Genomic DNA, 12698 nt, shown 5'->3' with positions numbered 1-12698 from the left:
ATTTAACTTATTCCATAGAAATTAGTTACGAACTATAACAATCTGAAATTGGTCCTACAAACTGTTCAAGTCCAGTTGAAGGATATAGAGCGCTTGCAGGCAGCGCTCGGGAAATTGCAGGCGGACTGGACCGAATCGGAGAGAGTGCGGCAGGAGCTGGCGAATGCTTTGACGAGTTTGCAGGCCTCATTGCAGAGCTGCAAAGAAGAAGCGGCGGAAAAAGCCCGTAGGGCGAGATTCTATGGATTAGTTGTGGGGGTTGGCATGATGGTGATAATTTGGGTGACAATAAAAGTTATAAACAAATAAATATTCTTATCGAAGTTGGATTAGAACAGATTATATGGAACTGCCCTAAGCCGCGAGCAATAAAATCTATTCTATTCTTGTTATGTTGAGATTAAAATCAAAATATACTGCTAAAATTTCGCCATCGCTATTTCTAAGAGAAAAATATCCATCATATTGCGCGCTTGGCATTATCCAGGCGTAGGAAACAAAGGATGTCGATTCTTGAGACAAACTAAGCAGACTTTCATATGTAAAAATCGTACCATCTTTCATCTTAGAAATGCTTGTTATTCGATAAAGTCTATTTAAAAAATATTGATTATGTTTCCCATAAGTTTCGTCAATAGTAATGGTTAAAGCAGCATTAGCAGATTTAGTAGATAGGTTTAGCACAGAATAGCCTGTCGCATCCTTTAAATAAAAATTTTTTATGTAGTTGCCATTATAATACAGTTCAACCTGGTCTGCTGCAACTGAAAAGATGATAATCAATAATAAAATGAATAAAGCTAAATGTCTTTTCATAGAAGCCTCCAATAAATTTATTATTATCTCATATCAAAAATTATAAATCTGATTGATAAAAATGCTCCATAGCAGTTGATAATATCAAGTTTCAAGTTGCGCATGATAATATATGCCGCTTCTTTAAAGAATTCATTGATCATTTTTACGTTAATGAGAATAACTTGAACTTTGGCGTTTCGTCAAGAGCTCGCATTGCCTCATTGAAAATCTATGTGAAACAATACGCCTCATCATATATGCCGGTAAGATGCTTCGGCACTAGGCTAGAGAAGATATAGCTTTGATAATGTCATTTGAACGCAGAATATCGACCTTAACAAACCCAGAGCCGCACTGGTTCCGAAGCAAGGGTTTGTCTGCTACGATCCTCATTGTTAAATACGCATATGAACTCCTCAATCCGCTTCGGCACCTGCTCCTGGAACTACCCTTCCTGGGTGGGGCTGGTCTATGCTGAGACACAGCGCCGTGCGGCCGCGTACCTTCGGGAATACTCGCAGAAGTACGACACGGTCGAGGTCGACAGCTGGTTCTACAAGATCCCTGACCGTGAGGAAGTCGCCGACTACCTTGCGCAGGTGCTGCCCTCTTTTCGATTTACCTGCAAAGTGCCGCAGGAGCTAACCCTTACGCATCTGCGCGGGAATGCCGGCGCATCGACGGGCGTGCCTAACCCCTCCTTCCTGTCGCCCGACCTTTTCGCCCGATTCCTTGAGGCTGTCGAGCCCATGATCCCCCGGCTCGACGCCATCATGTTCGAATTCGAATACCTGGGCAAGGACAAGATGCCCTCGCTCGAAGCCTTCCTTGAGAAGCTCGATGATTTTCTTACGGCTGTACGCGAACGGGCTCGCGGGCTGCCGCTCGCAATAGAGAGCCGCAATAGAAATTACCTTAGCACCGCATACTTCAGTTTCTTGCGCGATCGGCGCCTCATCCCCGTCTTCAGCGAAAAGCGCTACCTGCCGCATGTTTATGAGGTATATTGGCAATACAGGAATCTTGTGGACACGGACATAGTGATCCGCCTTCTTGGATGCGACAGAGCAGAGATCGAAAAGAAGACGAACGAACAGTGGAACACCATCCACGAGGCCAAGCCCGATAAGCAGCTTATCCTCCAGATGGCCATGGACATCGCGTCCCAAGGACACAAGGTAACCATCAATGTGAACAACCACTACGAAGGCTCGGCGCCCCTGACGATCGAAGTGATGCAGAAGATACAGCAAAAACTGGGAGCAGAAAAGAAATCATCGGGCAGTTGATCGATTGAAGCGGCACAGCTTGGTTTTTTCTTGGAAAATACATAACGTTATTCAACATGTTACCCAAATGTTACCCAAATTCTTGAGAACCAGTGCTCCCGATGCAATCCTTGACAAATGTAGTATTGCTCTTATAATAAGTTATGATAAGCCATAAAACCTATGGGTATCATAAAAACTAGGAATTAGATTCGGGACCAAGATGTCGGAGGTTCAAATCCTCTCAGCCCGACAAACTGAATAGCCGCTCTTAATGGGCGGCTATTTTATTTTATTATAATAACTTACAAACACGCTTTCATGCTCGGAAAATGACGCTTGCAAGGGCTCTTTGGAAGCTTATAATACCCCTAAAAACAGGATTTTGTGCACATTTTGTGTACATGAGTTTTTTTATTTTCCTCTGTTTCACGGGAGGAATTATGGGTGGGAAATATCATCTCTTTTCTCGGAAATTCATCAGTTCGGAGGGCAAGGAATACAAAGTCTGGTGGTATTGGTATTGGGATGATGGCAAGAGAATTCGCAAACCGGCGGGATCATCTCAACGCTTGAAGCGTGAAGCTCAGTTATTCATCGAAGACCTCGAGCGTCAGGACAGACTCGCGCGACGGAAACAACCAGAACCAGATGAGCCGGATCCACAGCCATTTACTGGACCTCGGACCTTTGGTGAATTTGCACAAAGCCTCTACCTCCCGGGAGCCAATCACCTCAAAAGAGCCGCCCTTACCGATGGAGCACAGATCTCCGAGGCGACACGCAAGGGACACAGGTCCAGGCTCGAGAATTATCTCATTCCGTCATGGGGAGAACGTCCCTGGACCTACTTCGAATCCGAAGCATTCCCCGATGCTTTCACCGACTGGCTCGTCGATCTCGAGCGGATGCAGACCTTGAAGGCAGGCGCGGCGACTACGAGAAAGCCGGCAATATCGTGTATTTCGTCAAGCCAAAATCCCCAAAAAAATCGTGCAAATTTCCCCATCAGGCCATGGGGATTTTACCTGGTCCTTTTGCCGCATGAGTGCATGTTTCATGCGGTAACTCTCACCTTCGAACAAGAGAATGTGTCCATGGTGCGCAAGCCGGTCGATCATCGCCGCCGCCATCTGGTCATCCGTGAAAATAGTCCCCCACTTTGAAAACTCAAGATTCGTGGTGAGAATGAGGCTCCGTTGTTCATACGAATCAGCGATGACGCGGAACAGCAGCTGCGCGCCCTGCCGGTCGACGGGCACATAGCCCCACTCATCGATGATCAGGAGGTCTGCTCTCAGCACGCTCGCAAGCAGTTTGTCGAGCATCCCCTCCTTGAGGGCTTCCGAAAGCCGCACGACCAGTTCTGCCGCGGTGAAGAACTTCGTGCGCATCGATCGGTTGCAGGCTTCGACGCCGAGTGCCGTGGCCAGATGCGTCTTACCAGTCCCCACCGGTCCGTACATGACAAGATTCGTTTTCGCGGCGACAAACTGCAGGCTGGTCAGTTCCTGCCTCGTTAATGCAGGTGGCAGACTGACGCTCGCAAAATCAAATCCCTCGAGTGTCTTGTAGACCGAGAAGACGGCTTCCCGCAGAAAGCGCGCCCGGCGAGCTTGTTCCCGGCTCGCCATCTCGTTGCGCAGGACTTTCAGGAGGAATTGCTCCATGGGAGCAGTGCCTTCTTCCTCGCAGAGCTGGACCGCCGTCTGGCTGAACGCCATTTTCTTCAAAAGCTGCGAGATTTCGTTCCGCAGGAGCGCGCGGTTTGTCCGAGTCCGTCATTCCAATCGGCGAGCCGGTCGACTACCGGCAGCGGCACAAAGAAATTCCGCCGGGTATAGCCGATCTTGTTCTCCACATTGCCTTTCTCATGGCCAGCATTGGGATTGCAGAAGGTGACGGAAAACCCATAGTGGCACTTGAAGCGCAGAAAGAGCTGGTTCAGGGCGATATGCTGCTGGATTCTGCGGCCGACACCGGTGGCATTGTCGAACACGATGCGGCTCGGTACGCCACCGATGTACCGGAAGATATCCTGTAAGCCCTGCGCGACGCATTCGGCAGTCTCCCCGCCGAACACCTGCGTAAAGCCCGCATTGCTGTAGGGAAAGGTCAGGGTCAGATACTTGACGGTCTTGCGGACACCCGCTTCCACTACTTCCGCTTCACCGAAGTCAGCCTGGGCTTCACCAGGTGCCCACACGAGCTCAAGAAAGCCCCCTGGCTGTCGCTGGGCGGCCTTCCTCGCCTTCACATAGCGCTGTACCAATGGATAGGAGCAGTCATACTCCCCGGCATGTTCTTCGCACAGGCGCTGGTGAATGCGCTTCGCCGTGTGGCGCTGCTTGAAGCGCATGCGCTGGTCTTCAGCGAGCCACGCATCGATGAGCGGCTTCCAGCGGTCCAGCTTCGAGGGATGCACCACCGGCACGCGCTGTGGCTGGTTGAAATCCTCCTTGTGCAGGTATTTGCGTATAGTCTTCCGATCCAGGCCCAGCCTCGAGGCAATATCACCCGGCCCAAGCCCTTGCCGCTGCAACTCCTTGATCTGATCAATCTGGTTCATCTTAAGCATGTCCTCCTCCCTGTACCGTGCCTATGGTACAGGGCTTTCTCCGTCAAATCTCCCCACGATTTTTCTGGGGAATTCTGACGATTTTTCTGGCCATTCCAGTTTGATCTTTCTGGGGAGTTTTAGCTTACATTACACATTCTGCCAGATACCTGAACCTCACGTGCTTTTTTTTCTGCAAGAAGACCCGGAATTTTTTTAGCAGTTCTACTTCCTCTTCAAGTTCCCTATTCCGCTTCTCAAGACGGTTGATCTCGGCTTGGTAGTTATATATCTTGCTCCCATTCCCAGGAAACGCACTCTCACCGTATTTCTCGTACTCGCTCACCCAGCGGTAGAGGCTGTTTTGATGCACGGCAAGTTCCCTTGCAACCTGACATACGGGCAGCTCTTCATCCACGACCAGTCTGACTGCCGCAACTTTGAACTCCTTGTCGAACTTTCTTCTGGACATGTCCTTTCCTTTTTTCTCTTAACTTCATGTCCATTTTATCATACCCCCTCCAAGATAGAGTATCATTTCGTGTCCACCTAGAAGGGGTCAGTTCAGTCTAAAATAAAAACGGGAAATAATCACCAACTGCGACATCTGCATAATCAAGCATTCTAAACTGGCAAGATATCCAGTCAAATTCCCCAGGAAAAATCTTGTTCTCTGAATAGTTAGAGTATAGCCTGATTTGTTGCCAAGCATGGGGATGCTATTCTGCTGCCCTATTATTGCTTCTCCCAATTGTTCGCTTTCCGCACGCACTCGATATCGACTTTCGGATTGCGCTCAAAGGTCATGAGTCCGTTGACTTCACTTCCGACATCATAAAGCTGTGTATAGCAGTACCCGCAGAACAATCCCGAATGCACTATGTCGCGGGTGTACTCCTCAATGCTCTCTTCAACGGCGTTCTTCTTTTCCGTGTCGTACCAGCCGAAGCCGCCGTATTCGCTAAGGAAAAGCGGCAATACATCTGCATTAGAGGGTTTCTCAAGGAAAACGGAGCGCGTCGCGAAAGGCACCTGGTTTTTGATATAGAATTCAAGTACGCGCCTGAGCGAGAATCCTTCGAGCGTATATTCATCCCCATTTCTGATCTTACTATATAAATTCCTTGCGAGCGAGGCATTCCGAAGATAATGATGAAAATCCACTATATCTGTCATAAAGTGCTCCCATCCGCTATTCTCGATTACTGGCCTCGTCGGATCCATGTGTTTTGCAAGTCTGTACATTTTTTCGACGAATGAACGCGTAGAAGATGATTTCCGGCACACCCCCCAGATCCCCCAGGTTTCGTTGAACAGCATCCTCATTATGCAGGATGGATGCATGGAGTCGCGGAGGATAAGCTCTTTTAGCTCGGACTCGTAACGCCTGAATCCCTTTTTCGAGGGAAGATAGAACGACGGCATTTCGAAGCTGGTAAGTAGGCCCAGGCGGTCACACAGATAGTGGAAATAGGGGGCTTCCACCTTTTCGTGGATTCTGGCCCCGTTATAGCCGAGCGCCTTGATGGTGCGGATATCTTCCGCCATCCGGCTGTAATCGAGCGGGGTATATACGCCGCCAGGGTAGTACCCCTGGTTCAATACCATTTTGAGAAAGACCGGCTTCCCGTTGATCTTGAAACCATCTTTCCCGGCTGAAATTTCGCGCAATCCGAAATAAGTCTCGACAGTATCGAAGACTGTGTTCCCGCAAAGCAGGGTCAGGGCCATGGGGTGCAGATTCGGTGTTTCGATAGACCACAAGGCGGCATTAAATTCATCGAATCCGAAAGTCGCCTTGAACACTCCATTATCCGCTTCCAGAAGCCTGGTAGCTTCCTTTCCTCTTCCATCGGAAGATTTCACATCAATTCGTAGGCGCAGACTGCTATCAGGAATGTGTTCACTCTTATTATCCAGGGGCTTCAGAAATACCGAAACAGCAAGCTTCTGCCCGAAAAAATCGAAACTTGTTTCCGCCCGCTCAAGATATCTCAGACCGACTTCCTCAAGCCAGACAGACTGCCATATCCCTGCTATTCCTTCATACCAGACAAAGAAAGCATTGCGCATGAATGTCTGCTTGCCGCGCACCTGGAACGGGCTGTGCGAATCGAGCACCCTGATTTCGATACGATTCTTCCCAGGCTTTACAACGGATGTGATATCGAAGGAAAAGGAGGCATAGCCGCCAACATGGCTCCCCACCAGGTGGCCGTTGACGAACACAGTCGTCATGTAATCGCATGCCCCGATATGAAGAAGGTACCGCTTCGCCAATAAAAACGGTTCCAGTATGAATTCGCGTTCATAGACAAAGAGCCCGCTATCCTTGAAATCGACCCCGGACTCCTTGCTTCCAATGGGAAACGGCACGCGGATTTCTTTCTTCGTAGCGCGATGCGTAATTGTCCAGATGCCATCCAGGCTCATCCATGTGCGCCTTGCCCAGGAAGGGTTAGGATGCCCGGCAAAGATATGGCTATCCTCAACAAATCGATTGCCAGATGCCTCTTTCATCATTGGAGTTCAACCTTTGATGCCCGTCATGGCGATTCCCTGAACTATATTTTTCCTGAAAAACAAGAATATCAGGATTTGGGGTATTGATGCGATCACCGCGCCTGCCATTATCAGGGCATATTCGGTCCCATGGGTCCCCTGGAAATTGGCGATGCCCACCGTGACAGTATATTTTGCTGAATTCGAGATGGCGATAAGCGGCCAGAGGAAATCATTCCATGAACCAATAAATGACAGGATTGCTACGGCGAACATTGCCGATTTCCCCAATGGCAATATGATCGAGGTGAACACCTTGAACCTGCTCGCGCCATCGATATAGGCAGCTTCCTCGAGGGCCGTGGGAATGCCGTTGAAGAATTGGGTCAGGATGAATACACCTACTGGCAATGCGAGCCTCGGGATTATGACCGCGGCGAGCGTGTTGAGCAACTTGAATGCGTTGAACTCCAGATACAGCTGGATGATCATCGATTCGAAAGGCGCCATCATGCCCGCAAGCACGAAAAGATACAGGGCTTTTCTCCCCCTGAATCGCATCCTGGACAGCACGAATGCCATTGTCGAATCGAGAAAGAGCGTCAATACAGTAGTCACCGATGCAACAAAGAACGAGTTCAGAAGCCATTGCTTTATCGGCGTAGTGGTCAGGGCTTTAATGTAGTTCTTGAATGTAGGGGCTGCTGAAAACAGAGTCAGGTGATCGGTGACAACGTCGTTCTCCATCTTAAGCGAAGTAATAATGAGCCACAGCAGAGGCACCAGCCAAAGCGCAATGAGAACAGCCACAACCATATTGAGAAGTATTTTTTTCATTGCACATCATCCTTGCTGGCAAGAAGCTGTACGGCGGAGATCACAAGAATGACAACGAACAGGACCATTGACATCGCCGATGCATATCCGAGCTTGAAATAATTGAACCCCGTTTCATAAACATACTGGACTAGTACACGGGTTGTGCCGTAAGGACCGCCTCCGGTCATCACATATACCTGTCCGAATACCTTAAAAGAAGCAATGATCTGCAAGATGACCACGAGCAATGTGGTATCCTTCAGTAAAGGAATGGTAATCCGGGTGAGCGTGACAAACTTTCCTGCTCCATCGAGGCGGGCAGACTCATATATTTCGTCCGGAATTTGTTTCATCCCAGCTGAAAACAATATCATGTTAAAGCCAGCTGTCCACCAAAGCGTTGCCCACACAATAGATAGCATTGCTACATTTGGATCAGTAAGCCAGCCGACTCCCTTGAGCCCGATTGCCTGCAGCAGTTGATTAACCAAACCGAAATTTTTCTGCAAGAGCCATGCCCACAGCGTTCCCACAACTGTCGTAGAAAACATATAGGGAAGAAAAAAGATGCTTTCTGCAGCCTTCCCCAGCTTTGTGGGGCGCACAGATATCAGCGCCATGAGAAAACCGGTCACTATGAGAATCGGAGTTGAAAGCCCAACAAACTGCAGGGTATGAAAGAATGAAGACTTGAACTTTTCATCAGAAAAGGCTTGCACAAAATTTCTGAGGCCCACGAACGCTTTGCCGGAAAGAATGTTCCAATCAAAAAAACTGAGGTAGATTCCATACACGACCGGAAATGCCAGAAATACCAGGTACACCAAGAGGTATGGTGCTGAAAACAGTATGATGTCTCGTTTTGTATGACCGGCAAGATGCATGTAATGTTTTCTCCATTCGCAAAAGCGGAAACCTGTGCCGCAGGAATACAGCCCGGGTTTCCGCTATTGCATTATCGTTGCAATATTACTTCAGTATATCGTTGACTTTCTTTTCCAGCTGGTCAAGAGCAGCCTTCGCGTCTTTGTTGAGCGCTATGCTTTCCTCGAGCGAATCGGAGATGGCATCATACAGCTCGGGCCATTTGTGTGTTGCAGGAGGGGCAAAGGTGTTTTTGACCGCATCGGCATATTCGGCACGATGCGGAAGATTCTTGAATTCAGGCTTGGAATATACGGTGGTACGGGTCGGAATATGGCCTGCTTTTGCCCACATCTCGCCATGCTGGGTCATCCAGTCGATGAACTTCATAACTGCCATGATCCTGTCGGGATCGGTTGTTTTCTGCACAGGGACTGCGAGCGTATGCGAGCCAGTCCATCCTGCGTTCTTCCCAAGGAGAGCGGGGAACTGTACGACCCCGAAATTCAGGCCGCTCTGAGACTCGAAACCGCCTACCATCCAGACACCGTTGAAATGGAACCCAGCCTTGCCCAGCTTGAAGCTGGAAACAGAGGAATCATAGTCAAGCTGTTTTGGAGTGAGTTTGTCCTTGTTTACCATGTCACTGAGTGCCTGGTAGGCTTTCACACCTGCTGCATTATTGAAGTTGGCTCTTTTATTGGAAGCATCAAGTATGGTTACATTCTGTTCCATGAGCAGCGACATAAACAGGCGGGTGAGTGTGTATGCTTTGTAGGTTGCGGTAGTATTGTCAGCTGCGATACCGATTGCTCCTGTTTTGTCCTGAATCGCTTTTGCTGCAGAGATCAGCTCGGCCAGGGTTTCGGGCACTTTCGTGACTCCAGCCTTTGCCATGAGATCCTTATTGTAGTACATGACAAGCGGATGAACATCGAGCGGGATTGCATAGAGCTTTCCATTGAACTTGCAGCTGTTGAGTGGTGCTGGGGAGAATGTGGAAAGATCGATGTTTGCTTTCTGGACATATTCGTCCAATTGCATTAACACCCCGTTAGGAACATAGTTCACCAACCGATCCTGATGCATAACCACGACATCGGGAGCGTTCTTGGCGGAGAGGGCTGCGGTGAGCTTCGTGTAATAGTTTGTGAACTTGACCGTATCGGTCTTCATCACGATTTCGTTCTGCGATTCATTGAAAGCCTTTACCATTGCATCGAAAAACTCGCCATCGCCGCCCGTAAAAAGTGACCAGAAACTGATTTCGATCGGTTTCTGTGCGCCAACAGTCATCAAGGCTATCAAGATCAGCCCCAATGCCAGAACCAGCCTGTTTTTTTTCATTTGATACCTCCTTGTATCTGTGAGTCACCAATATTTTCAAACGTCGTCGTCTCGCGCAGCATCAGGCGGGACTCGATCGTTTGTCTCCTGTATAGCTTTTTAGGGTCAGTCATATGCTCGAAGAGAGATTCAAATGCGATTCTGCCCAGTTCCTGTTTGGGTATCCGGACAGAGCTCAAGCTGTTGTATAGATACCGGGAAAGATCGAGATCATCGAAACCCACGACCTCGACATCCTGCGGAATGAGATACCCCGCTTCCTTCAGTGCCCGCATCGCACCGATCGCGACAAGATCATTGAAAGCGAAGAGCGCGGTAAAAGGCAGTTCCTTGCGGATAAGCGCATTGATATGGCGATGCCCATCCTCGATATGCCCATCGGTCTCCACGATCAGGTCTTCATTCACCGGAATGCCAGCTTCACTGTGTGCATCCCTGTATCCCTTAATGCGATCGAAAGAACTGCTCACGAATGAAGGCCCCGCAAGATGCAGCACATGCGTATGGCCATTTGCCAGAAACAGGGATGTCACTTGTTTCGCTTTGTCATACTCGTCAGTTAGGATGGAATGATCTTCAAGGCCGGGAAGCCATCGCCCGACAAGAAGGAAAGGCACTGACAAGTTCTTGAGCCGTTCGAGATTCGCATCCTCGCCGAAAACAGGGATGATGAGCAGGCCGTCAACCTGGCGTTCGATGAGAGTGTCGATCGCCTCCCGTTCTCCTTCCGGGGATTCTTCGGTATTGACGAGCAGTATATGGTAGTCATGCGATCTGGCCGCATCTTCAATCGCGAGAATCACTTCGGCAAAATACGGGTTCGATGAATCCGCGGAGACAACACCAATAGTATTCGTTTTGCCAAGCCTGAGGTTCTTCGCGACAACATTTGGGATATACCCCATCTCCTCGGCCAGCTGCTTGATGAGCGATTTAGTAGATGCTTTCACATCGTCCGCATCGCGAAGTGCACGCGAAACGGTATTGACTGAGTAACCACTCTTCTTCGCCAGCTCTTTCAATGAAGTTCGCATAATATTATCGTTAATATTTTAATGCTGTTCAGCGGGGCGTCAATCACGATTTTTCACGAATTTGCAAGAGAAATTGGTCCAAAAAAGGTCAAAAATGCAAAATATGATATGATAACGTTAATATTTTCAGTTGAAAGCAACGTGCGCAGACTTTGAAGAATGAGATCTTGTCCATGCCCCGCTATTTGCAGGCCTAGCTGACATTGCCAAGCTTTTCGGTAAGTTCCAGCACGATCAACTGTTATCTGGCAGCTTTGGTTTCTGCATCCATAGCGTTCTCTTTCTAGAAAGCATACTGCAAGTCTGGAAGGTTAGGGATGCATTCAATTCAAAACGATACTGTACCGTCCTGAATCTGGCACCAATCCCCCCTGCCCCCCGTAATGCCTCATCTTAAAATCTAAGCGAAATGCTATGGATGCCTCATCATATTTTCTAAGTATTCATTCTTTCTCATAGAGTATCTCTACCAGCGTTTTATTGCTATGCGCATGGTGTAGTTTGTCGAGCGGTATCCAGCCTATAGCGCAGCACCACAGGATCATAGCCTGTTTTGCGAACTGCTAGTTGCTCTTTTGCTCTCAGTGATACAAAAGGTGAGGCAAGCACGCGGGAGAAAGGGGTTTGGGGTGTGTCATAGGTCTTGTGAATGGTTGCGTTCTCACGATGCTTTGCGATGAGTTTTGTCGAGGGGTAGAAGAGGTTCAGTAAGGGACAGAGGACTTGATAGACTTCCCTGAGGGCTTCGAATTCCTCGGTGGTGTCGTAGCGTGCGTACCCGACGAATTGCCGGACATATTGGCTGTTCTTCTGCTCCACGAAGGGGTTGTCATTCTTGTGGTAGCTGCGTGAGCGGGTGAAGGAAATCTGTTCGCGTGTGCACCAGTCATAGACCTGCCTGTTCAGAAACTCCGAGCCATTGTCAGAATCGATGGCGATGAGGCGGAACGGCAGCGTGCTGCGGACGTCGACGAGTGCCTCTTTGACCCAGCGCTGACCACGATTGGGTAATGCCCGCAGCTCGACCCAGCCGGTCATGGTATCGGTGGCGTCGAGGGTGCAGCAGAACTCATCATGGACCGTCACACCGCTGTGGAACACCGTATCGATTTCCAGGTATCCCGGGCGCTGTTCCTCGGAGCCATAGTAGGTTCTGATGGGGATTTTGGTCTTGTAGTGGTTGGCAGCTTCACTCGTAGTAGAGTGGCGCTTCAGGAACCATGGCGTTTGTTTTTCTTTGGCAAGCAGGCGATCGATGGTTGCGGGGCTAATGGCAGCAAGTTCTGCGCGGACTGCATCGGTAATCGCATACTCCTCGTGGAGCGCAAGGAAGGCAAGGTTTTCGCGGATAGAGACTTTCAGGCGTTTGCCGCACATGCAGTCAAAGGTTGCCCATATACGTTTGAGCGACTGATAGAGTGCGTCCGAATACTTTTTCTTGCCATTGCGTTTCTTGCGTACGCGGGGCGAGCCAATGACAATCTTGAGGCGAGTACCACCTATGACCCT

The 12698-nt window shown here is 49.2% G+C and carries 11 protein-coding genes; 1 reads left to right on the top strand and 10 read right to left on the bottom strand.

Annotated elements, in window-relative coordinates; translation table 11 throughout:
* Positions 1-375 precede the first annotated feature (375 nt).
* Positions 376-816 carry a hypothetical protein gene (locus tag GAP13_RS11520; RefSeq protein WP_158908460.1) on the bottom strand — a complete coding sequence of 147 codons (441 nt, stop codon included), beginning with the start codon at positions 814-816 and terminating at the stop codon, positions 376-378.
* Between the two features lie 389 nt (positions 817-1205).
* On the opposite strand from GAP13_RS11520, the gene GAP13_RS11515 reads away from it, so the two are divergent.
* Positions 1206-2087: a DUF72 domain-containing protein gene (locus GAP13_RS11515; RefSeq protein ID WP_158908459.1), complete on the top strand. Its 882-nt coding sequence runs from the start codon at positions 1206-1208 to the stop codon at positions 2085-2087.
* 947 nt (positions 2088-3034) lie between these two features.
* Here the strand turns inward: GAP13_RS11515 and istB are convergent.
* The 9 genes from istB to GAP13_RS11470 form a co-directional block, all read right to left on the bottom strand.
* Entirely contained in the window at positions 3035-3790 is a 756-nt protein-coding gene (gene istB, locus GAP13_RS11510) for an IS21-like element helper ATPase IstB (RefSeq protein ID WP_158908458.1), read from the bottom strand.
* Positions 3791-3795: 5 nt separating this feature from the next.
* Complete coding sequence (gene istA / locus GAP13_RS11505) at positions 3796-4635, bottom strand: IS21 family transposase (RefSeq protein WP_158908457.1); 840 nt, start codon at positions 4633-4635, stop codon at positions 3796-3798.
* A gap of 133 nt (positions 4636-4768) precedes the next feature.
* Complete coding sequence (locus GAP13_RS11500) at positions 4769-5095, bottom strand: transposase (protein WP_158908456.1); 327 nt, start codon at positions 5093-5095, stop codon at positions 4769-4771.
* A 263-nt stretch (positions 5096-5358) separates the two neighbouring features.
* Positions 5359-7146: a glycoside hydrolase family 2 protein gene (locus tag GAP13_RS11495; RefSeq protein ID WP_158908455.1), complete on the bottom strand. Its 1788-nt coding sequence runs from the start codon at positions 7144-7146 to the stop codon at positions 5359-5361.
* Positions 7147-7152: 6 nt separating this feature from the next.
* Positions 7153-7962 carry a carbohydrate ABC transporter permease gene (locus GAP13_RS11490; RefSeq protein WP_158908454.1) on the bottom strand — a complete coding sequence of 270 codons (810 nt, stop codon included), beginning with the start codon at positions 7960-7962 and terminating at the stop codon, positions 7153-7155.
* Positions 7959-8828: a carbohydrate ABC transporter permease gene (locus GAP13_RS11485; protein WP_158908453.1), complete on the bottom strand. Its 870-nt coding sequence runs from the start codon at positions 8826-8828 to the stop codon at positions 7959-7961. The genes GAP13_RS11490 and GAP13_RS11485 overlap by 4 nt, the downstream gene beginning before the upstream one ends.
* A gap of 85 nt (positions 8829-8913) precedes the next feature.
* Positions 8914-10155 carry an ABC transporter substrate-binding protein gene (locus tag GAP13_RS11480; RefSeq protein ID WP_158908452.1) on the bottom strand — a complete coding sequence of 414 codons (1242 nt, stop codon included), beginning with the start codon at positions 10153-10155 and terminating at the stop codon, positions 8914-8916.
* Entirely contained in the window at positions 10152-11189 is a 1038-nt protein-coding gene (locus GAP13_RS11475) for a LacI family DNA-binding transcriptional regulator (protein WP_158908451.1), read from the bottom strand. Before GAP13_RS11475 ends, GAP13_RS11480 begins: the two co-directional genes overlap by 4 nt.
* A 483-nt stretch (positions 11190-11672) precedes the next feature.
* Positions 11673-12698: integrase catalytic domain-containing protein (locus GAP13_RS11470; protein WP_158908450.1), on the bottom strand; the 1026-nt coding region annotated here is incomplete at its 5' end.

The sequence above is a fragment of the Rectinema subterraneum genome (assembly GCA_009768935.1).
GTDB lineage: Bacteria > Spirochaetota > Spirochaetia > Treponematales > Rectinemataceae > Rectinema > Rectinema subterraneum.
The sequence above is the reverse complement of the archived record's forward strand: the minus strand, read 5'-3'. Positions and strand labels throughout refer to the sequence as shown.